Origin of the sequence: Kitasatospora sp. NPDC051702, assembly GCF_040681575.1 — a bacterium.
In the GTDB taxonomy this organism is placed as follows: domain Bacteria; phylum Actinomycetota; class Actinomycetes; order Streptomycetales; family Streptomycetaceae; genus Kitasatospora.
This window is the reverse complement of record NZ_JBFAZB010000008.1, coordinates 63226-84845: the sequence shown is the minus strand read 5'-3', so window position 1 is coordinate 84845 and position 21620 is coordinate 63226. Positions and strand designations below refer to the sequence as shown.

General features: G+C 75.5%; 19 protein-coding genes. 12 read left to right on the top strand and 7 right to left on the bottom strand.

Going from position 1 to position 21620, the window contains the following annotated elements:
• The first annotated feature begins 7 nt into the window (after positions 1-7).
• A complete protein-coding gene (gene dacB, locus AB0N04_RS09835; protein WP_360206057.1) occupies positions 8-1600 on the top strand; it encodes a D-alanyl-D-alanine carboxypeptidase/D-alanyl-D-alanine-endopeptidase in 1593 nt (530 codons plus the stop codon).
• A gap of 281 nt (positions 1601-1881) precedes the next feature.
• Positions 1882-3219: an FAD-dependent monooxygenase gene (locus tag AB0N04_RS09830; RefSeq protein WP_360206060.1), complete on the top strand. Its 1338-nt coding sequence runs from the start codon at positions 1882-1884 to the stop codon at positions 3217-3219.
• Between the two features lie 168 nt (positions 3220-3387).
• Here AB0N04_RS09830 and AB0N04_RS09825 read toward each other — a convergent pair whose 3' ends face one another.
• Entirely contained in the window at positions 3388-4320 is a 933-nt protein-coding gene (locus AB0N04_RS09825; RefSeq protein WP_360206063.1) for an alpha-L-glutamate ligase, read from the bottom strand.
• 352 nt (positions 4321-4672) lie between these two features.
• Here AB0N04_RS09825 and AB0N04_RS09820 point away from each other — a divergent pair, with 352 nt between their 5' ends.
• The gene (locus tag AB0N04_RS09820) at positions 4673-6274 is read left to right on the top strand and encodes an ABC-F family ATP-binding cassette domain-containing protein (protein WP_360206066.1); all 1602 of its coding nucleotides are present in this window, start codon (positions 4673-4675) and stop codon (positions 6272-6274) included.
• Between the two features lie 51 nt (positions 6275-6325).
• Here the strand turns inward: AB0N04_RS09820 and AB0N04_RS09815 are convergent, their stop codons facing one another.
• Together AB0N04_RS09815 and AB0N04_RS09810 are read right to left on the bottom strand one after the other, a co-directional pair.
• Positions 6326-6898 (bottom strand): YciI family protein, encoded by a 573-nt coding sequence (locus AB0N04_RS09815; protein WP_360206069.1) that lies wholly within the window; start codon positions 6896-6898, stop codon positions 6326-6328.
• 134 nt (positions 6899-7032) lie between these two features.
• Positions 7033-7872 (bottom strand): methyltransferase domain-containing protein, encoded by an 840-nt coding sequence (locus tag AB0N04_RS09810; protein WP_360206071.1) that lies wholly within the window; start codon positions 7870-7872, stop codon positions 7033-7035.
• Between the two features lie 253 nt (positions 7873-8125).
• Here AB0N04_RS09810 and AB0N04_RS09805 point away from each other — a divergent pair, with 253 nt between their 5' ends.
• Positions 8126-9601, top strand: a complete 1476-nt coding sequence (locus AB0N04_RS09805; RefSeq protein WP_360206074.1) for a cytosine permease — start codon at positions 8126-8128, stop codon at positions 9599-9601.
• A 193-nt stretch (positions 9602-9794) separates the two neighbouring features.
• Here the strand turns inward: AB0N04_RS09805 and AB0N04_RS09800 are convergent, their stop codons facing one another.
• Positions 9795-10466 (bottom strand): hypothetical protein, encoded by a 672-nt coding sequence (locus AB0N04_RS09800; protein ID WP_360206077.1) that lies wholly within the window; start codon positions 10464-10466, stop codon positions 9795-9797.
• Positions 10467-10777: 311 nt separating this feature from the next.
• Between AB0N04_RS09800 and AB0N04_RS09795 the strand changes: the two genes are divergently transcribed.
• A complete protein-coding gene (locus AB0N04_RS09795; protein WP_360206079.1) occupies positions 10778-11617 on the top strand; it encodes a class I SAM-dependent methyltransferase in 840 nt (279 codons plus the stop codon).
• Between the two features lie 524 nt (positions 11618-12141).
• A complete protein-coding gene (locus AB0N04_RS09790; protein ID WP_360206082.1) occupies positions 12142-12645 on the top strand; it encodes a DUF6624 domain-containing protein in 504 nt (167 codons plus the stop codon).
• Positions 12646-12684: 39 nt separating this feature from the next.
• Here AB0N04_RS09790 and AB0N04_RS09785 read toward each other — a convergent pair whose 3' ends face one another.
• The 3 genes from AB0N04_RS09785 to AB0N04_RS09775 all read right to left on the bottom strand — a co-directional run bounded on the left by AB0N04_RS09785 (position 12685) and on the right by AB0N04_RS09775 (position 14935).
• Entirely contained in the window at positions 12685-13191 is a 507-nt protein-coding gene (locus AB0N04_RS09785) for a DUF1877 family protein (protein WP_360206084.1), read from the bottom strand.
• A gap of 118 nt (positions 13192-13309) precedes the next feature.
• Positions 13310-14431, bottom strand: coding sequence for a DUF6745 domain-containing protein (locus tag AB0N04_RS09780; protein WP_360206087.1), 1122 nt, complete (start codon positions 14429-14431; stop codon positions 13310-13312).
• A 177-nt stretch (positions 14432-14608) separates the two neighbouring features.
• On the bottom strand, positions 14609-14935 hold the full coding sequence (locus AB0N04_RS09775; protein ID WP_360206089.1) for a hypothetical protein: 327 nt from the start codon (positions 14933-14935) through the stop codon (positions 14609-14611).
• Positions 14936-15135: 200 nt separating this feature from the next.
• Here AB0N04_RS09775 and AB0N04_RS09770 point away from each other — a divergent pair, with 200 nt between their 5' ends.
• From AB0N04_RS09770 to AB0N04_RS09745, 6 genes are all read left to right on the top strand, one after another.
• Positions 15136-16092 carry an STM4015 family protein gene (locus AB0N04_RS09770; protein ID WP_360206092.1) on the top strand — a complete coding sequence of 319 codons (957 nt, stop codon included), beginning with the start codon at positions 15136-15138 and terminating at the stop codon, positions 16090-16092.
• Positions 16093-16257: 165 nt separating this feature from the next.
• A complete protein-coding gene (locus tag AB0N04_RS09765) occupies positions 16258-17187 on the top strand; it encodes an STM4015 family protein (protein ID WP_360206095.1) in 930 nt (309 codons plus the stop codon).
• Between the two features lie 16 nt (positions 17188-17203).
• Positions 17204-18352, top strand: coding sequence for an STM4014 family protein (locus AB0N04_RS09760; protein WP_360206097.1), 1149 nt, complete (start codon positions 17204-17206; stop codon positions 18350-18352).
• Positions 18353-18468: 116 nt separating this feature from the next.
• A complete protein-coding gene (locus tag AB0N04_RS09755) occupies positions 18469-19317 on the top strand; it encodes an STM4013/SEN3800 family hydrolase (RefSeq protein WP_360206100.1) in 849 nt (282 codons plus the stop codon).
• On the top strand, positions 19314-20645 hold the full coding sequence (locus tag AB0N04_RS09750) for an STM4012 family radical SAM protein (protein WP_360206102.1): 1332 nt from the start codon (positions 19314-19316) through the stop codon (positions 20643-20645). The genes AB0N04_RS09755 and AB0N04_RS09750 overlap by 4 nt, the downstream gene beginning before the upstream one ends.
• On the top strand, positions 20642-21598 hold the full coding sequence (locus AB0N04_RS09745) for an STM4011 family radical SAM protein (RefSeq protein ID WP_360206105.1): 957 nt from the start codon (positions 20642-20644) through the stop codon (positions 21596-21598). Before AB0N04_RS09750 ends, AB0N04_RS09745 begins: the two co-directional genes overlap by 4 nt.
• Positions 21599-21620: the final 22 nt, after the last annotated feature.

Sequence of the window (21620 nt, the reverse complement as noted above, 5' to 3'; positions counted from 1 at the left end):
ATCTCCCATGAGACTGACGACCCCCGGTCGGCTCCGGACCTGGGCCGCCGCCGGCGCGGCGCTGCTGGCCGTCACCGGGCCGGCGGCGACCGGGACGGCCGCCGCCGCACCGGCCCCCGACCCCGGCGAGCGCCTCTCCCCCGCCATCCGGGCCATCATGGCCAAACCCGCCTACCAGCACGCCCAGTGGGGCCTGCTGGAGGTCGACCCGGCCACCGGCGAGACCATCCACGCGCAGTTCCCGGACCAGCGCTTCATCCCCGGCTCGACCGCCAAGGTGGTGACGATCTCCGGCGCCTGGCACGCCCTCGGCCCCGACCACCGCTTCACCACGCCGATCCACGCCATCGGCCGGCGCACCGGCTCCACCCTCACCGGCGACCTCTCCCTGGTCGCCCAGGGCGACCTCACCATGGGCGGGCGCACCAAACCCGACGGCTCGGTCGACTACACCGTGATCGACCACACCTACGCCAACGACCTCCCGGGCGCCACCCTCACCCCGGAGGACCCGCTCGCCGGCATCGACCAGCTCGCCCGGCAGGTCCGCGACTCCGGGATCACCCGGGTCAACGGCGACGTGATCGTCGACCCCCGGATCTTCACTCCCCCGACACTCGACCCCCAGCCCACCCCGCTGATCATCAACGACAACCTGATCGACCTGCTGGCCACCCCCACCTCACCCGGGCAAGCCGCCCGGCTGGACTGGCGCCCGCAGGTGGCGCCGTACCAGGTCACCTCCACCGTCCGGACCGTGGAGGCGGGCGGCCCGACCGACGTCCAGGTCTCCGCCTCCCCCGACGGCACCCGGATCACCCTCTCCGGGACGGTCGCCGCCGACGCGCAGCCCGTCCTGCACACCGCCCCCGTCAAGGACCCGAACGCCTTCGGGCGCACCGCCCTGATCGAGGCGCTCGCCCGCGCCGGCGTCACCGTCACCGCCGACCCGACCGGCCCCAACCCGCAGGACGCCCTGCCCGCCGACTACACCGGCGACCCGCAGGTCGCCGCCTTCGTCTCCCCGCCGTACAGCCAGTACGCCAAGCTGATCCTGAAGATCAGCCACAACCTCGGCGCCAACCTCGCCCTGTGCAACATGGCCGTCGCCACCGGCAGCACCGACTGCGACGCCGGCTACCCCGTCGTCCACGCCTTCCTGGCCGACGTCGCCCACGCCGACCCGGACCAGTTCCAGCTCGCCGACGGACGCGGCGGCGACCCCGTCGACCGGGTCACCCCGCGGGGGCTCAACCAGGTCCTCGCGTACTGGCTGCGCACCCCCGACGCGGACGCCTTCCGACTCTCCCTGCCGATCCTCGGCGTGGACGGCTCCGGTGCCACCACCTGCACCACCGACTGCCCGGCCAAGGGCAAGGTGTTCGTCAAACCGGGCAGCGCGATCGGCGGCGACCGCCTCAACAACCGGCTCGCGGTGAGCGGCCAGGCCGTGGCCGGCTACCTGCTGACCAACAACGGCTGCCTGCGCACCTTCTTCGTGGCCGTCAACGGTGCGGCCACCCCGACCATCGAGACCTTCTTCGACGTCAGCGACGACGTCTTCCAGATCGCCGCGCTGCTGCAGGAGGAGTCACCTTAGGCCCGGTCCCACGACGGCCCGGGGCCGGTGGCGGATCCGTCCGCCACCGGCCCCGCGGGCTGTCCGGCCGAGCCCGAGTGCTCCGTCGGCGCGCGGTGCTCCGCCGGCGCGCGGCTCTTCGGCACCCGGTTCTTCGACACCCGGTCCGGCGGGCGCTCGGGCACCCGGTCCGGCGCGGGTCGTGCGCCCCGCGTGCGGGGGCGTCAACACCCTCCCGGACCAGGCCCGTTCGTTCGGCCGGCCCGCCCACCGGCCCCGTCAGCGCCACTACGCTACGTGTCATGACTTCTTCGGACAGGGGCCCCGGGCGGGGCACGGCGGTGGTGATCGGCGGCGGGCTCGCCGGCACGGTGGCGGCCTGGGCGCTGCGCGGGCACGCCGAGCGGATCGTGGTGGTCGAGCGGGACCGCTACCCGGCGGAGCCGACGTTCCGGGCCGGGGTGCCGCAGGGCCGGCACGCGCACCTGGTGCTGGAGGCCGGCCACCGGGCGCTGGAGGAGATGATGCCCGGCATCAGGCAGCAGCTGGCCGACGCGGGCGCGACCAGGGTCGCCGTCTCGGGTGACCTCAAGTGGCTCAGCTCCGCCGGCTGGATGGCGCAGTACCCGGCCCAGCTCGGTTTCCTCTCCTGCACCCGGCCGGTCCTGGACAAGGTGGTGCTGGACCGGGTCCGCACCGAGCCCTCGATCGAGTTCCTCGAGGGCGTGGACGTGGTCGGCCTGCTCGGCTCGGCGCGGGCCGTCACCGGGGTGCGGATCCGCGAGCGCGGCCCCGAGCGCGGCGAGGTCCGGGAGATCCCGGCCGAGCTGGTGGTCGACGCGGCGGGCCGCTCGACCTCGGTGCCGCAGTGGCTGGCCGAACTCGGCCACCCGGCGGTGCCCGAGGAGCGGGTCGACGCCGGCGTCTCCTACTCCTCCCGGATCTTCCACCGCCCGGCCGGCGTCGACCTCGGCCACCGGGCGATCTACCTGCAGACCAAGGCCCCCGACGCGCCGCGGCTCGGGGTGCTGCTGCCGGTCGAGGGCGACCGGTGGATCGTCAGCGTCGCCGGCATGCGCGGCGCCGAACCCGAGCCCGGCGAGGCCGGGTTCACCAAGCAGGTCGGCCTGCTGCGCGACCAGAGCATCCGCGAGGCCCTCCGGAACGCCGAACCGGACGGCGAGGTGCGCGGCTTCGTCCCCGGCCCGGGCGTGCGCCGGCACTACGAACGCAGCTCCCCCGACGGCCTGGTGGTGGTCGGCGACGCCGTCAGCACCTTCAACCCGGTCTACGGCCAGGGCGTCACGGTCGCGCTGTTCTGCGCCCAGGCGCTGCGCCGGACCGCCCTGCGGCACGGCGGCATCGGCCACGCCACGGCCCGGGACGCCCGGCGCGAGATCGCGACCGCGTCGAAGAACCCGTGGGTGATGTCCTGCAGCGAGGACGCCCGGTTCGCCGCCACCACCGGCGCCCCCTCCGGCGCCCTGCTCAAGCTCCAGCACCGCTTCCTGGACAAGGTGCTGGCCGCCTCCGTGAACGACCCGGCGGTCACCGCCGCCTTCCACGAGGTGATGTCGCTGGTCGCCCCGCCGACGCTGCTGTTCCGCCCGTCCGTCCTGGCCGCCGTCCTGCGGAGCTGACCGCCGCCCGGGGCCGGCCCGGCGGCGGTGCCCTGCGGCGGTGCACCGGGGGGCGGTGCGCCCGGGGCCGGCACAACTGGCCGTACAGCTGGGGCCCGTACGGCTGGGGCAGTGCACTGCGCCCGGGGCCGGTCGGCGGCGGTGCCGGGGCCGTGCCCCCGGGGCAGGTCAGGGGCGGTGCCCGGGCGTCAGGTGCGCGGCCACGTACGGCACGGCGACCTGCTCCAGCGCGCCGTCACCGAACGCCGGGTGGACGTTGACCTCGAACACCACACCGCCGCTCTCGGCCGCCAGGTCGACGCCCGCCAGCGGAAGGTCCAGGGAGGCGGCCGCCCGGATCGCCAACCGGTCCAGGCCGGCGGGCAGTCCATCGGTCGCGAGCACGGTGGAGACCGCGCCCCGGCTCTCGTTGCAGGGGGCGTCCGGGTCGGCCTGGACGTGCTCCACGGCGCGGACCACCCTGCCGTCGAGCACCACCACCCGGTACTGGTGACGGACGCCCTCCGGGGTGAAGTTGCGGGCGTCCCGGGCGATCAGCCAGTCCAGTCCCGCCTGCTCGTAGTACCGCGCCGCGGCGGCGAGTTGGGCGTGGCTGGTGACGTGGAAGACGTCGTCGCCGCCCATGCCGACGCAGGGGCGGGCCCAGACGTCGCCGCCGAGGCGCTCGAAGGCTGCGGCGACGGCCCGCGCACCCGGCCGGGAGAACGCGACGGTGGGCATGTGCGGGACGCCGTCGCGCACGAACCGTGCCACGGTCGCGTCCTTCTCGGTGGCGGCCCGCCAGGAGCGCGGGTCGGTGCCGAGCGAACGGGCTCCGTGCGCGCGCAGCAGGCGCTGGCAGGCCGCGAACTCCCGCCGCCGGTGCGGCGGGATCTCGTAGACCACCACGGTGTCGGCGGCCACGACGCGCCCCTCCGCCTCCAGGCGCAGCCCGCGCCCGCCGTCGGAGCGGATCCGGCCGCCCCCGCCGGCCATGAAGCACCGGGCGTCGAGCAGCACGGGCGCCCGGCCGGTGACGGCCCGCGCGGCGTCGGCCAGTACCTCCCGGCTGCCTTCGGTCGAGCTGTGATCGGTCAGGATGACGAGGTCGTCTCGGCCCATGCGGCCATCGAAGCGAGCGGCCCGGGGCCCGGCAAGACGGCCCCGCGCGCCAGTCGCCCACCGGGGTGGCCGAAACCCGCGCGCACCCCCACGCCCCCGGCCGACGCCCCGGTCCGACCGGACACGCCCGCAGGCCCCGTACGTCCCACGCGCTCCGCGCCCGCCGTGCCCGCCGTACTCCGTGCCCGCCGCGCTTCATGCCCGCCGCTCCACGCCCACCGCCGGTAATCCGGATGCGTACCATCCGACCGGCCCGCTACCCTGGCCGCATGTCGACGCCCCGAATCTCCTAGCTGACGGACCCACTCCCACGCCACCCGTGTGTCCGTTCGCTGTTTCGGAGCGTTACCTGATGATCACCACCCGTGGTGTCGACCTGCGCGTCGGCGCCCGCCTCCTGCTGTCCGACGTCACCCTGCACGTCGCCCCCGGCGACCGGATCGGCCTCGTCGGCCGCAACGGCGCCGGCAAGACCACCCTGCTGGCCACCCTGGCCGGGCAGCTACCGCCCGCCGCCGGCACCGTCACCCGCACCGGCGCCGTCGGCTACCTCCCGCAGGACCCGCGCGCCGCCGACCCGGCCTCCACCGTCACCGACCGCATCCTGTCCGCCCGCGGACTGGACACCGCCGTGCGCACCCTGCGCGGCGCCGAGCAGGCGATGGCCCGGGCCGAGGAGCCGGCCGACCAGCGCCGGGCGATGGACGCCTACGCCCGCGCCGAAGCCGAGTTCCAGGCCCGCGGGGGCTACGCGGCCGAGGCCGAGGCCGCCCGGGTCGCCGCCGGCCTCGGGCTGCCCGGCCGGGTCATGGACGCCCCGGTGGGCACCCTGTCCGGCGGCCAGCGCCGCCGGGTCGAACTGGCCCGGATCCTCTTCGCCGACCACGGCACCCTGCTGCTCGACGAACCCACCAACCACCTCGACGCTGACTCGGTGGCCTGGCTGCGCGACTTCCTGACCGCCCACCGGGGCGGGCTCGTGCTGATCAGCCACGACCCCGTCCTGCTCGCCGACACCGTCAACCGGGTCTTCCACCTGGACCCGCAGCGCGCCGCGCTCGACGTCCACAACACCGGCTGGCACGCCTACCTCGCCCAGCGCGCGGCGGACGAACGCCGCCGCACCCGCGAGCGGGCCAACGCCGAACGGAAGGCCGCCGCCCTGCACGCCCAGGCCGACCGGATGCGGGCCAACGTGGCCACCGCCACCAGCGCCCGCAGCATGGCCCGCCGGGCCGACCGGATGCTCGCCGGGCTGGAAGCCGTCCGGCAGGCCGACCGCACGGCCCGCATCCGGCTGCCCGAACCCGCGCCGTGCGGCCGGACGCCCCTCGGCGCGGTCGGACTCGCCAAGTCCTACGCCGGTCGCCCGGTGCTCGCCGGCCTCGACCTCGCCGTCGACCGGGGCAGCCGGCTGGTGGTCCTCGGGCTCAACGGCGCTGGCAAGACCACCCTGCTGCGGATCCTGGCCGGCCAGGAGGCCCCCGACGCCGGCCGGGTCGTCCCCGGCCCGGGACTGCGGCTCGGCTACTTCGCCCAGGAGCACGACACCCTCGACCCGGCGCGCAGCGTCCGCGACAACCTCGCGCTCGCCGCCCCGGGCCTCACCGACGGCGAACTGCGCCACGTCCTGGGCGCGTTCCTCTTCCGCGGCGACGACGCCGACAAACCGGCCGGAGTGCTCTCCGGCGGCGAGAAGACCCGGCTGGCCCTGGCCGCCCTGGTCCACTCCGGCGCCAACGTCCTGCTGCTCGACGAGCCCACCAACAACCTCGACCCGGCCTCCCGGGCGGAGGTGCTCGCCGCGGTCGGCACCTACCCGGGCGCGATCGTGATGGTCACCCACGACCAGGGCGCCATCGAGGCCCTGCGCCCCGACCGCGTGCTGCTCCTGCCGGACGGCGACGAGGACCTGTGGCACGACTCGTACCTGGAGCTGGTGACCCTGGCGTAGCCGACGGGCCGGGGCCGCTGCGCGCGGGGCCGGGGCGGAACCCTGCCCGGCTCAGGGCTCCCGCCCGCCGAACTGCCACCGGTGCACCTCGACGTCCGCGTACGGCTCCGGGCCCAGCACGGCGCGCGCCTCCGCGGGGCCCGCGGCGCGTACCAGCGCCGCGGTGCCCAGCCAGTCGGCCCCGTCGTCGGACAGCAGCGGCCCGTAGGCGATCAGCTCGTCCCGCGGCAGTCCCGCGGGCAGCCCCACGGGCGCTGCTGCGGAGCCGGCCGGCCCGGCCGGGCCCAGCCCGAGCACCAGGAACCGGCTGCCGCCGGTCCGGCCTCCGGGGAAGTCCCACATCGTGCGGCCCAACAGGTTGCGCCACCGCCGCAGCAGCAGGTCGCGGTACACCCCGGCCTGGTAGCCCGGCTCGTCGAGGGCGAAGGCCCGGGCGGCGGCCGGGCCGGGCAGGTCGAGGACGTGCACGCTGCCGGTCGGGGCTCCGTCCGGGCCGGACAGCGTCGGCCCCCGGGCGATCATCTCCGCGGCGTACCCGTCCATGTAGGACCAGTGCCGTTCGAGCAGCTCCTGCCGCAGCTCCAGGGAGCCGGGCCGATCACGGTGGTAGCAGAAGAACTCCATGCGCGGCAGTCTCCCGGCCCGCACGGCCCGGGTACAGCGAATACCCGCGCCGAGCGGCCCCGGGCGGCCCCGCCGACCCCGCGACCCCGGCCACCCGGGCGATCAGCCGCGCACGACTCCGACCGCCGGCACGGTCACCGCCCGGCCTCTGGCTTGCGGGCCTCGATCAGGAACCGGGCCGAGTGGGCGACGAAGGGCCCCTCGGCCCGGATCAGGGCGTCCAGCTCGCGCAGCCGGTCCCGGTGGGCGTCGACGGTGAAGCCCGGGACCATCCAGATCACCTTGCGCAGGAAGTAGACCACCGCGCCGATGTCGCGGAACTCCATCCGCAGGCGCTCGGAGCGCAGGTCCACCACCTCCAGGCCGGCCTCCCGGGCGGCGGCGCTCTCGTCCTCGGGCCGGCGGGCCTGCCGGGCCTGCGGCTGCGGGCCGAGGAAGTACTCGACCAGCTCGAAGCCGGACGCCGGGCCGACGTGCTGGGCGAAGTACGTGCCGCCGGGCCGCAGCACCCGCTCGATCTCCGACCACCAGGCCTTCACCGGGTGCCGGCTGGTGACCAGGTCGAAGGCGCCGTCGGCGAAGGGCAGCGGCGGCTCGTCCGGGTCCGCGACGACGACCGCGCCCAGCGGGTGCAGCAGCTCCGTGGCGCGGGCGACGTTCGGCGGCCAGGACTCGGTGGCGGCCAGGGCGGCCGGCAGCGCGCGGGGGGCTCCGCTTCCTGCCCCGGCCCCTGCTGCAGAGGCACCGGAGGGACCGAACGCCGCGGTCGCCAGCCGTGCGGCGCCGGCCAGGACCTCGCCGCCGCCGGTCTGCACGTCCAGGGCCGCCGAGGCCGTGCCCAACCGTTCGGCCAGCATCCGCTGGTACCCCCAGGACGGCCGTTCCTCGGTGGCACGGCCGTCCAGCCAGGAGAAGTCCCAGCCGTCCACGGACACGGCCCCGGCCTCGGCGATGAGCCCTTCGAAGGTGCGCATACCGGCATCATCCCGGCACCGCCCCGCCCTGACCAGCCGATTTCCCGCGACCCGGGCCACGCCGCACGGCCGCACCACGGGGTACGCGTCAGCCCCTTCCCCGGCTGCTCGCCGCCGCCGGGGGACAACCGCGTCAATCGGGCCACATCGTGAACAAGTAGGATGACTCAACTTCCGCGCTACGCGCGGAGACTTCCATAAATGTTCCATTTGCCCGATTCATCTCCCGCTTCACACGCACGGAGCCACCCTCATGGACAACCCGTCCGCCGTCGACGTCGACGGCGCGATCGAGACGCGCGGTATCGAACCCGTCCCCGACCACGAGCGCCAGGGCAGAGTCCGAGAGCTCTTCCCGACCTGGGTCGCGGCGAACATCAGCGTCCTGCTGCTGACCATGGGCGCTGCCCTGGTGGTGTTCAACCAGTTGAACTTCTGGCAGGTCCTGATCGTCGCCGCGTGCGCCGCGCTCGTCTCGTTCGGCATGGTCGGCGTGCTGTCGGTCTCCGGGAAGTGGGGCGGTGCGCCCGGCGCGACCCTCTCCCGGGCCACCTTCGGGGTGCGCGGGAACCTCTTCCCCGGCGCGATCCTGTGGATCGCCCGGTTCGGCTGGGAGACGATCAACGCCGTCACCGGCGCCTACGCCGTGCTGACCGTCCTCGACCTGCTCTTCGGCGTGAAGAGCAACACCGCGCTGATCGTGATCACGCTCTTCGCCTTCGTCGCCTGCACCTTCCTGGTCTCCGGCATGGGCCGGAAGGCGCTGAACGTCTGCAACACCTGGTCGACGTACCTCTTCGGCGTCTTCAGCGTCCTGGTGCTGGGCTACCTGGTCGCCACCATGCACTGGAGCGAGGTCTTCTCCAAGCCCGCGGGCACCACCGCGATGATGATCGCCGGCATCGGGACCATCGCCGCCGGCGGCATCAGCTGGGTCCCCACCGGCCCGGACTTCGCCCGCTACCTGCCGCACGCCGCCTCCGGCAGGAAGATCGTCGGCGTGACGGTCTCCGGCGCCGGCCTGGTGATGGTGCCGATGGTGCTGATGGGCGCCGTGATGGCGGTGGCCTCGCCCGGCCTGGCGGACGCCGCCGACCCGGTCTCCTTCCTCGGCGACCTGCTGCCGACCTGGCTGGCCGTGCCCTACCTGCTCACCGCGATCGTCGGCATGCTGCTGATCAACAGCCTCTCCATGTACTCGGCCGGCTTCACCGCGCAGACCATGGGCGTCCGGCTGCCGCGCGCCCTGGCAGTCAGCATCAACGCCGTGATCTCGCTGGTCGGCGGCCTGCTGCTGATGCTGGTGGCCAAGAGCTTCCTGGGCTCCTTCATCACCTTCCTGATCCTGCTCGCCGTCTCCTTCTCGGCCTGGATCGGCGTCTACGCGGTGGACATGTTCCGCCGCCGCACGCGCGCGGTGCGCTACGACGCCGCCGCGCTGATGGACACCGGCAGGAACAGCCGGTACTGGTACGTGGGCGGCTTCTGCTGGCAGGCGATGGTGTCCTGGGTGCTCGCGCTCCTGAGCGGGCTCGCCTTCACCAAGTGCGACTGGTTCGCCGGACCGCTCTCCGACACCCCCGTCGGCAGGTACGGGCTCGCCTGGGCGGCGACCATCGTCATCTCCGCCGCGATCATGGCCGTGCTCCCCGCGCCGCGGGAGAACACCCCGGCCGCCGAGCGGACCACCGGCCCCCGGGCGGAGCGGACCGAGACCGTCACCGTCTGACCCCGCGGCGCCGACCGCGCACGCCCCGACGCACCGGACCGCCCGGTCGCCCGCTCGACCGAGCCGGCGGCCGGGCGGTCCCGTTGCGACCGGACCCTCCCGTTGCGGCGCCACCGTCCGTCCCGGTCGGCTGCACCCGGCGAGCACCGCCGGGCGGGCACCATCGGGCGCGCCGTCGCCTCGGTCGCTCAGGTCACCCCGGCCATCGGGCCGGGCGGCCCTGGACCTCGGCGACGGCCGGGTGGCGAACGGCCTCCAGGACGTCGTCGGCGAGCAGCTCCTCGATCAGGGCGGGCGGGCCGAACACCTCGGTGGCGCTGAGGTCCCAGTCGGTGAGGACGAACCAGGAGCCGTCCAGCGGCCACCAGTGGGCCGGGAACTGCAGTCCGCTCGCACGGGCCGGGCCCTCGCAGGCCTCGTGGTGGGCCACGGCCTCGCCCAGCCGGCCGCGATGGGCGGGGACGGGCGCCGACAGGTCCTCGATCGCCGCCTGCGCCCAGTAGCACTCCGTCGCCGTCCCGTCGGCTCCGTGCCGGGCCAGCAGCTCCACCAGGCGGGTCAGACAGTCGCGGTCCGGTACGCCGATCCACGGGTACTCGACCCCGCCGGGCAGCGCGGCGTGCACGGCCCCGTCGAGCAGCAGGGAGGAGAGCGTGAACGGCCAGTCCGCGAGCCGGCGGCCGGCCGCCGAGAGGGCGTCGGCCCAGCGCACCCGCCGCCCGTCCACCCGCAGGGTGTGCAGCACCCAGCAGCGATCGGCGAACCCGTGCCCCGGGCCGACCGGTTCGTAGCCCAGCACGGCGTCGCCCGCCTCGAGGAACGGGCGCATCCCGCCCAGCGGGTCCTCGTCCGGTATCCGTTCCACCGCTCCGCCGTCCTCCGTCCGTTCTCCGCCCGCGCTCTGCCAGTCCTCCGCCCGCGCTCTGCCCGCCCCTTCCGTGCCCCGCGTCCGCCGCGTCCGCCTCGTCCGCCGCGTTCCCGGACGGGCCCCGGCCCGGGGTGGTCGACGCGGGGTGACGCCGTCGGCGCGGGGTGACGCACCGTCGGAAAACCGCTGTCCGGCCCGGCTCGACCTGGGCGAGGATAGCCGCACGACGACCGGGCGGACCGCCGGGGTGCCACGTCCGGTCGGTCCCACCGCCCGCCCCGCCCCGCCGACCGTGGAGGCCAGACGCCATGACCGACTTCCCCGCCGACACGGCCGACGCCGCCGGCTTCCCCGGCCCCGCCCGTCCCACCGGCCCGGTCGGGCACTTCTACGACGGGCTCGCAGCCGGCTACCACCTCCTCTACGCCGACTGGTCGGCCTCCGTCGGCCGGCAGGGCGCCGCCCTGGACGCCCTGATCCGCACCGACCTCGGCGACCGCCCCGGCGAACCACCGCTGGACGTCCTGGACTGCGCCTGCGGCATCGGCACCCAGGCCATCGGCCTGGCCGGCCTCGGCCACCGCGTCACCGGCACCGACCTCAGTCCGGTCGCCGCCGCCCGGGCCGCCGACGAGGCCGGCCAGCGGGGCCTGCACCTGCCGACGGCCGCCGCCGACATGCGCCGGCTCCCCTTCCCCGACGCCCGGTTCGACGTCGTCGTCTGCGCCGACAACGCCCTCCCCCACCTGCTCACCCCCGAGGACGTCGACGCCGCGCTCGCCGAACTGCGGCGCGTCCTGCGGCCCGGCGGCCTGCTGCTGCTCAGCACCCGGCCCTACGACGAACTGCGGCGCACCCGCCCGGCGTCCACCCCGCCGCAGACCGTCGACCGGGACGGCCGGCGATCGGTCGTGTTCCAGCTCTGGCACTGGCACGAGGACGGCGAACGCTACGACCTGGAACTCTTCCGCCTCGTCCCGGACGCCGCCGGTGCCTGGCAGGTCGACGTCCACCGCTCCACCTACTGGGCACTGACCGCGCCCCGGCTCACCGCCTTCGCCACCGCGGCCGGCTTCACCACCGTCCGCTGGCGACAGCCCGCCGAAACGGGCTTCTTCCAGCCCGTCCTGATCGCCCGGGCCCCCTGACGCCGGCGAGCGCCACCGGTGACGTCCGCCGGGAGCGGACCGAGCTCCGCGGGCGGTGCCGCCCCTCAACGTCGGCCGCACCGCCGCCCACTCGGGGTCGTCCTCAAAGATCCAGATCCAGAGCAGGATCGAGGCGATGGTGACGGCCGTCTGATCGGGCTCGCGGGTCGTGCCGTCACCGGTCTCCAGGCCGCGCCGTCGTCCGAGCCGGTCGATGTCCCAGGCGGCGCTCACTACCTATGCGGACGTCAGATCAAGCACGCCGTTGCGGAGTTCCAGGACCCGCGCTCCGACCGGCAACGCTGCGGCGACCGAGGTGGTCGGCCGGCGGGCTCGACGAGCTCGCCCGTCTCCTCCACGGGACCGTCACCGTGGCGCCGATCCGGCCCCGGCTCCGTGGATAGATCAAGTATCCCAATCGCCGGATGCGCCTGTCACCGCCCTCGCGGAGGAGATTTTGTCGCATTCTGCACACTTAGGGTTGCGGATGACCAACGGGAACGTCGATCTGATCTGGAGTAGGGATGGCATCCGACCGTGCCGCAGTGGCCGCGGAGCTCAACGTGATGGCCGCGGCAGATCACCAGGCCGCGCGCAAGGCGAACAGTGACGACCCGGCGGAGCAGTTGGCGTGGCGTCGTTTGACCGCGCAGCACGCGGACCGTCTCAGCGAGATCATGGCCGCGCACGGATGGCCGACCGCCGGACTTGTCGGTGACGACGCGGCCCGGGCCGCGTGGCTGATCGCACAACACGCCGACCGGCAGCTCGACGTTCAGCGGCGCGCGCTGCGGCTGATGGAGCAGGCCGTGGCCGACGGCTCCGCCAGCCCTCGCGATCTCGCCTTCCTGCGGGATCGCACGCTTGTGAACGAAGGGCAGAAGCAGATCTACGGCACGCAGATCGCCGGAGTGAGGGACGGCTCGCCGGTCCCGTGGCCCTGCGAGGAACCCGAGCTCATGGACGAGCGACGGGCAGAAGTCGGAATCCCACCGTTCGCCGAATACATCGCTCGGTTCTCGGCCTGAGTCACTCCGCCTACCAGGTGCCCTGCCGCCGGGGCGCCGTCAGTCCCACCAGAGGACCACGGCCAGGCCCCGCCGGGCGGCCTCGGCGTAGAAGCCGAGCAGTGCGGCGAAGTGGGTGGCCGCGTAGCGCCGGGCGCCGCCCGTGATGCCCTGGGAGAGCGGGCCGAGGTCCTCGGGCGAGACGGACTCCCACAGAGCCGGCAGGTCGATCCCGTGGAGCAGCCCGGCGACCCGGGCCACCTCCGCCGGGGCGAGTGCGGTCGGGGTGCCGCCGAACGCGGCGATGGCGTGCGGGTACCGGTTGAGGAAGGCGAGGTCGGAGGCGGGATCCCCGTCGAGGGCCAGGTGCAGCGCGGCCAGCGGGGCCTGGTCGAGGCCTCCGAGTTCGGCGACGCGCTTGAGGAGGAAGGGCGCCCAGTCGAGGTCGAGGCAGTCCGCGGCCGGCGGGTCGAACCCGTGGTCGCCGTCGGCCCGCTCGGCGGCCAGGGTGCGGCAGCGCTCGAGATAGGCGACGGGGACGCGGGCGAGTTGTTGGGTGACGGCCATGCCCACCAGTGTCCCGAGCGTGTCCAGCGCTTTTCGCGGCCCTGGGCGGCCCTGAGCGGCCCTGACGGCCCGACCGCTCGGGCCGCTCAGGCCGTCAGGGGGCCCGGCGGCGGCCCGGTCAGGTTTCGCGCTGCGGGTGGTACTCGGATTCCGGGACGCCGAACGTCCAGGCGACCCCCGCGCGGGCGGTGCGGGTGCTCGGCGGGACGCGCAGCCAGTAGGTGCGGAAGGTGCCGTCGGGCTCGGCGGTCGAGTTGACCACCTCGACCATCACCACCGGCTCGTCGTCGGGCAGGGTGATCCGCCAGAGCACCCCGGTCTCGTCACGGTCGACCGGGACGGCGCCGGAGTCGGCGAGGTAGCGGTCGTAGCCGTAGTGCTCCAGCAGGACGCGGCGCAGCTCGGCGTTCTCCTCGGTGCGGATCCGCTCGGCGGTGACGTCGCCGAGCCCGGCCAGGAACTCGGCGGGCACCGGCATGCCGCGCCAGGCGTGCAGGGCGAAGCCGTCGGCGTACTCCAGGGCGGGGCCGTCCGCCCGGTCGAGCCGCCCGGCCTCGTCCCGGTGCAGGGCGACCGGGCGTTCGCTGACCAGGGCGACGTCCTGGTACGGCCACCACCAGCCGGCTTCCCGGGCCACCGCGGCGAGCGGCTCGGCGGCGCCGGCACCCGGCTCGTCGGTGCCGAACGCCGCCTCGAAGGCGGCGAACCAGGGCGCGTCGTGCTGGCCGCGCACCGCGTCCAGCAGGGCGAGCCGGGCGGCGGTGCGGCGGGCGCGGGCGGCGTCGGCCGCCCCGCCCGGGGCCTGCGCGCGGTCCGCCTCGGGGGCGAGCCGGTCCAGGACGGCGTTGCGGACGCGGTCGGCGAGCGGGGTGGTGACCGGGCCGAGTTCGCCGCCGGTGACCGCCCAGTGCGCCGCCCACCCGGCGGCGCCGACCCGGTCGACGGCCCGCCGCCGGTCCCGCTCCCAGGGCCCGGTTCGCACGGCTTCGCGGACGCTCACCGCACCGGCGGCCCGCAGCTCCAGCGCCGCCTCGGCGGCCGCCAGCGGCGAGCCGAACCAGCGGACGGCCGCGGGTTCGGCCAGCCCGGCCGCCCGGTACGCCGCGCGCACGGCCCGCTCGGCCGCCGCCCGGTCGGCCGCGCCGGTGGCCGCGGCGACCGCCCGCCAGCGGGCCGTCACCCCGGCGGGACCGTCCGCCGTCGCCGCCCCTGCCGGGTCGTCGGGAATCACCGTCTGCATCGTCCTGCTCCGTTCCCGGCCGGGCTCCCCGCCCGACCGCATGCTGCCGTTCCGTTCCGAGTTCCGGGCTGCCTGTCGTGCCGCCCGCCGTACCGCCCGACCGACCGCCGGTCGACCGCCGGCCGCGCCGGACACCGGTCGGTCCGGGCACCGGTGCCGACGGGCCGGTCGGTCCGCTCAGTCCGCGACCATCCGCACCGCGCCCGGGACGTACTCGCGCTGACGCACCACCCGGTACCAGCCCCTGGGCAGCGGTATCGCCGCGTGCTCCTCGTGCACCACCCGGCCCCCCTCGGGCAGGTGCAGCCAGCCGGCGCCGAACGGCCCGGCCTCCCGCCGGAGGGCGCCGGGGCCGACCACGGCGTGGGCGTGCCCGGTGACCTCCCCGAGCGCCAGCACCATCCGGCCGCGCCCGTCCCGCGGCTGCTCGGCCAGCGCCGCGACCCGGCCCGGCACGGCGCCCTCCTCGACCGGCACGATCAGCACATCGCCCTGGCGGTACATCAGTCTCCCCTCACCGTGGACCGGGCCCGGCGGACACCGGACCCCGCGGCTCCGCCGTGCCCTGCGCGGTCACGTTCCGGAGCCAGGACCCGAACGTAGGGCACGGGTCCGACAACCCGCCCCCGCCCGCCACCCGGGCACCGGACTGTCAGACCCTGCTGGTAGACATCTGTTCGGCCCCGACCCCAGAGGAGCAGCGCATGACCGTCAACCACCACATCGAGCAGTTCCACGGTCTCCCGGTCTTCGACTTCGTCCAGGCCGTGGACGCCGCCGCGGAGGCCGGCGGGGCGGTGCTCCCCGACCTCCCGGAGCCCACCGCCGTCGCCTGGCGGATCGGACTGAACTACGAGTCCGAGGAAGCCTTCACCGAGCGCTGGGAGCAGTTCCTCGACACGGTCGACGCCGAGCGCGTGGCGGCCGTGGTGATCGGCCCGTGGTTCTCCGAGGAGCCGGAGGGCCTCGGCTCGGCCCTCGAGGCCATCACCGGCGCGGCGGGCCGGCTGCCCGCCCTGCGCGGCCTGTTCGTCGGCGACATCACCTACGAGGAGAGCGAGATCTCCTGGCTGGAGATGGAGGACGTCACCCCGCTGCTGACGGCCTTCCCGCGGCTGACGGAGCTGGTGGTGCGGGGCGGTACGGGCCTGCGGCTCGAGCCGGTGCGCCACGAGGCGCTGACGGCGCTGCGGTTCGAGACCGGCGGGCTGCCCGTCGAGGTGGTGCGCGCGGTGGCCGGCTGCGACCTGCCCGCCCTGCGGCGGCTCGAGCTCTGGCTCGGCGTGGACCACTACGGCGGGGACGCCGGCGTCGTGGACCTCGCCCCCTTCCTGGACGGCACCCGCTTCCCCGCGCTGCGCCACCTGGGCCTGCAGAACAGCCTGCTCCAGGACGACATAGCGGCCGCGGTGGCCCACGCCCCGGTGGTCGCCCGGCTGGAGTCGCTCAGCCTCTCCATGGGCGCGCTGACCGACCAGGGCGTCACCGCCCTGCTGGAGGGCCAGCCGCTGACCCACCTGCGCACCCTCGACCTCCACCACCACTTCCTCACCGAGGACGTCCAGCAGCGGTTGCGGGAGGCCCTGCCGGAGGTCGGGCTCGTCCTCTCCGGCGCCGGCAAGCCCGACGACCGCCGGCGCTACGTGGCCGTCTCCGAGTAGCGGCGGCCGCCCGGCACCCGTCACCGGCCGACGCACCCGGCCGGCCGTACCCCCGCCGACCGACGACCCGACCGACCCGCAGCCCTACCGGCCACAGCCCGACGGCCGGTTCCCGCCCCACCCCGCACCCCCGCCCGCCCGCCGAACTCCCCGCCTGGACCGAACATGACCGTCTCGCAGCACCCCGACCGCTTCCACGACCTGCCGATCCACCCCTTCGACCCCACCGCGGCCGCCCGGCCCGCCGCGGGCGAGGTCGCCTGGCGGCTGGCCCTGGAGTACGACACCGACCACGACTTCGACCGGCTCTGGAAGGCCTTCCTGGACACCGTCGACCCGGCCGGGGTCCGGGCCGTGGTGATCGGCCCCTGGTGGCAGGACGGCTACGTCTCCGTGGCCGCCGCCGTCACCGCCGTCACCGCCGACGCCGCGCGGCTGCCCGCCCTGGAGGCGCTCTTCCTGGGCGACGTGACCTTCGACGAGTGCGAGATCTCCTGGATGGAGATGGACGACGTCACACCGTTGCTGACGGCGTTCCCCGGGCTCACCGAACTGACCGTCCGCGGTGGCATGGACCTCGTCCTCGCACCGGTGCGGCACGACCGGCTGACGGCGCTGCGGTTCGAGGCCGGTGGGCTGCCGGCCGCCGTGGTGCGGGCCGTGGCGGCCTCCGAACTCCCCGCGCTGGAGCGGCTGACGCTCTGGCTGGGCACCGACGAGTACGGCGGCGACACCACGATCGACGACCTCGCGCCCTTCCTCGACGGCGCGCGCCTGCCGAGCCTGCGTCACCTCGGACTGGCCAACAGCGACATCCAGGACGAGATCGCCTCGGCCGTGGCGCACGCGCCCGTGGTGGCCCGGCTGGAGTCGCTCGACCTCTCCATGGGCGTGCTCTCCGACGAGGGTGCGGCCGCCCTGCTGGAGGGCCAGCCGCTCACCCACCTGCGCAGCCTCGACCTGCACCACCACTACCTCGGCGAGGAGATGCAGCAGCGGCTGACCGAGGCCCTGCCCGGGGTCGCGGTCGACCTCGGCGACGCCGAGGACGACGACGATGACGACGGCTGGCGCTACGTCGCGGTCGCCGAGTAGGCGGGTGGGGGGCACGATGACGCCGCAGCTGACCGTCCTCGGCAATCCCGGGCACCGGCGGGTGACGCTGTTCGCCGCCGCGGCCCGGGCCGCCGGGCTGCCCGAGCCCGCCGTCCTGCCCTGGCTGGACGTGCTGCGCGGCCAGTACCGGCCGCCCACGGGCGGCCTGCTGCGGATCGAGTCGCCGGGCGAGGACGCCCGGGTCGACGAGCTGCTGCGCGGCCCGGCGCTCGGCCCCTCCTACGCGCCGACCAGGGTCGAGGGCACGGCAGCCTGGTACGCGGGCGTGCTGGCCGCGCTGCGCGGGCTGGCCGCCCGACCGGGCGTGCGGCTGCTCGGCGACCCGGAGGAGATCGGCGTGATGTTCGACAAGCGGCGGTCGCACGCGCTGCTCGCGGCCGCCGGGGTGCCGGTGCCCCGGGCGCTCGGCGGGGAGGTCACGGGCTGGGAGCAGCTGCGCGGCCGGCTGGCCGAGGCCGGGCTGCACCGGATCTTCGTCAAGCCCGCGCACGGTTCCTCCGCCTCCGGGGTGCTCGCCCTGGAGTTCGGGCCGCGCGGGCAGGTGCTGGCCACCACCTCGGTCGAGCTGGCCGACGGCCGGCTGCACAACTCGCTGCGGGTCCGCCGCTACCGCGACGAGGCGGAGGTCGCCGCGATCGTCGACCGGCTGGCGCCGGACGGCCTGCACGTCGAGCAGTGGATCCCCAAGGCCTCCCAGTCCGGCCGCTCCACCGACCTGCGGGTGGTGGTCGTCGCAGGCCGGGCCACCCACGTGGTGGTGCGCACCAGCGCCCAGCCCATGACCAACCTGCACCTCGGTGGCGCCCGGGGCAGCGTCGACCTGGCCCGGGAGGCCGCCGGGGCGGCCTGGCCGGTCCTGCTGGAGACGGCCGAGCGCGCGGCGGCCTGCTTCCCCCGGTCGCCGATGGTCGGTGTCGACGTGCTGCCCGCGGCCGGCTGGCGGCGGGCGCTGGTCGGCGAGGTGAACGCCTTCGGGGACCTGCTGCCCAACCTCACCGGCCTGTCCGGCGGCCCCGCCGAGGGCCTGGACACCTACGGCGCCCAGCTCGCCGCGCTCACCCGGCCCGCCGCCTTCACCCGTTCCACGGGAGGGGCCCCCGGCCCCGCCCCGACGACCCACCAGATGACGGAACACGCACCATGAACCACCGCTCTCCCGACCGCACCCCCGCCCAGGCCCCGGCCCCGGTACGGCCGCGGGCCAGCCGGGTTCCGGCCCCGGAGCCCGCTCCCGCTCCGGCGCCCACGCCCGCTCCGGACATGAACGCCGTGGTCGGTACCCACGACCTCCTGCTCGTCACCCTGGACACGCTCCGCTACGACGTGGCCGAGGAGCTCGCCGCCGCCGGCCGGATCCCGCACCTGGCGGCGTTCCTCCCCGGCGGCCGCTGGGAGCGCCGGCACGCGCCCGGCAGCTTCACCTACGCCTCCCACCAGGCCATCCTGGCAGGCTTCCTACCCACGCCGGCCTCCCCCGACGGCCCGCACCCGCGCCTGTTCGCGGCCCGCTTCGCCGGTTCCGAGAGCACCGCCCCGCGCACCTGGGTGTTCGACGCGCCCGACCTGCCGACCGCTCTCGCCGGGGCCGGCTACCGGACGGTCTGCATCGGCGGCGTCGGCTTCTTCAACAAGCAGGGCCCGCTCGGCTCGGTGCTGCCCGGCCTGTTCCAGGAGAGCCACTGGGAGCCCGCGATGGGCGTGCCCTCACCGACGTCCTTCGAGGAACAGGTCGCCCGGGCCGAGCGGGTGGCCGCCGAACAGCCCGCCGGGCAGCCGCTGTTCCTCTTCCTGAACGTCTCCGCGCTGCACCAGCCCAACTGGTTCCACCTGCCCGGCGCCACCCGCGAGCACGGTGACTCCCGGGACAGCCACGCCGCCGCGCTGGAGTACGTGGACGCGCACATCGGGCGGCTGTTCGCCGCGATGAGCGCCCGCCGGCCCTGCTTCGCGATCGTCTGCTCCGACCACGGCACCGCGTACGGCGAGGACGGCTACACCGGGCACCGGATCGGCCACGAGGTGGTCTGGACGGTCCCGTACGCCCACTTCACCATCCCGGCCCGGCCCGGAGCCGGTACCGCCGCCACCACCACCGAGGAGCGCGCATGACCACCGCACCCCCGCGCCCCGACTCGCCCTACCGCTCGTACGTCTACGCCTACCCGCACAAGACCGCCTACCGCCCGCTGCCCGAGCGCCCGGCGCTGCGCGAGCTGTGGGCCGGCGAGGCGCAGCACGCGCTCTCCCTGTACCTGCACGTCCCGTTCTGCGAGGTCCGCTGCGGCTTCTGCAACCTCTTCACCCGGATCGGCAGCCCCGAGGGCCTGACCACCGCCTACCTGGACGCCCTGGAGCGCCAGGCCGTCGCCGTCCGCGCGGCGCTGGAGGAGGACGCCCGGTTCGCGCTGGCCGCGTTCGGCGGCGGCACGCCCACCTACCTGACGGCCGGCGAGCTGGGGCGGCTGTGCGACATCGCGGAGCGGCGGATGGGCGCCGACCTGCGGGCGGTGCCGCTGTCGGTGGAGGCCTCCCCGGCCACCGCGACCGCCGACCGGCTGGAGGTGCTGGCCGCCCGGGGCGCCACCCGGCTGAGCCTGGGCGTGCAGTCCTTCGTCGACGCCGAGGCCCGCTCCGCCGTCCGCCCGCAGCGGCGCGCCGAGGTGGAGGCCGCGCTCGGCCGGATCCGCGCGGCCGGGTTCCCGGTGCTCAACATCGACCTCATCTACGGCATCGACGGCCAGACCGAGGCCAGCTGGCTGCACTCGCTGGACGCGGCGCTCGCCTGGCAGCCCGAGGAGCTCTACCTCTACCCGCTGTACGTCCGCCCGCTGACGGGCCTGGCCCGGCGCGGCGAGCAGGAGAGCCCGTCCGCCTGGGACACCCGCCGGCTCGCGCTCTACCGCGCCGGCCGGGACCACCTGCTGGCCCGCGGCTACCAGCAGGTGTCGATGCGGATGTTCCGCCGCGCCGCCTCCCCGCAGGCCGGGGCCGGCGAGTACGCCTGCCAGACCGACGGCATGGTCGGCCTGGGCTGCGGCGCCCGCTCCTACACCTCGCGGCTGCACTACTCCTTCGACTACGCGGTGAACGCCACGGAGGTGCGCGGCATCATCGACGACTTCGTCGCCACCGAGGACTTCCACCACGCGGAGGTCGGCCACCGGATGAGCGGCGACGAGCCCCGCCGGCGGCACCTGGTGCAGTCCCTGCTGCAGGCCGCGGGCATGCCGCTGGCGGACTACCGCGCCCGGTTCGGCAGCACGCCCACCGAGGACTTCCCGGTCGAGCTGGCCGCGTTCGCCGCCCGCGGCTGGCTGGCCGAGGACGGGGAGCGCCTGCTGCTCACCCCGGAGGGACTGGCCCACTCGGACGCGGCCGGGCCGATGCTGTTCTCACCCGGGGTCGCCGCCCTGATGGCCGCCTACGAGGCGAAATGACCTTCCTCGGCCTGCCCGTCGTCCGGCCCCCGCACGCCGCCCCCGTGCCGGGCCTCGCCACCGCCGCCCCGGTGGAGCCCGGTCCGCGGGCTCTCCCCCTGCTCTACCGCGGTCCGCTCGCCTCCTGTGACTACGACTGCCCCTACTGCCCGTTCGCCAAGCGCCGCGACACGCCCGACCAGCTGCGCGCCGACCGGGCGGCGCTGGAGCGGTTCACCGGCTGGGCGGCCGGGCGGGCGGGCAGCGGCGACACCCTCTCGGTGCTGTTCACGCCCTGGGGCGAGGGGTTGGTGCGCTCCTGGTACCGGCAGGCCCTGGTCGGGCTGAGCCGGCTCCCGCACGTGCGCCGGGTGGCGATCCAGACCAACCTCAGCTGCCGCACCGGCTGGCTGGCGGAGGCCGACCTCGACACCCTCGCGCTCTGGGTGACGTACCACCCGGGCCAGGTCTCCCGCGAGCGGTTCCTCTCCCGGTGCCGGGAGCTGGACGCGCTGGGCGTGCGGTACAGCGTCGGGGTGGTCGGCCGGCCCGAACACCTCGCGGAGGCCCGCCGGCTGCGCGCCGAACTCGCCCCTGAGGTCTACCTCTGGATCAACGCCGCCGAGGGCCGGACGTACTCGGACGCCGAGGCTGCCGACTGGACGGCGCTCGATCCGCACTTCGGCTACAGCCGGCACGCCCACCCCAGTGCCGGCCGCCCCTGCCGCACCGGGGAGTCCGTGCTCTCGGTGGACGGCGACGGCACCGTGCGCCGGTGCCACTTCGTCCGGGACGTCCTCGGCAACCTCTACGACGGCTCGTACCGCACCCGGCTGGGGCCGCGCGACTGCCCGTTGCCGGTCTGCGACTGCCACATCGGCTACGTCCACCTGGAGACCCTGCCGCTGTACGAGCTGTTCGGCGCGGGCGTGCTGGAACGCGTCCCGGCGGCCTGGCCACCCGGTTCCGGCTGAGGGCCGGCCACCGACCGACCGA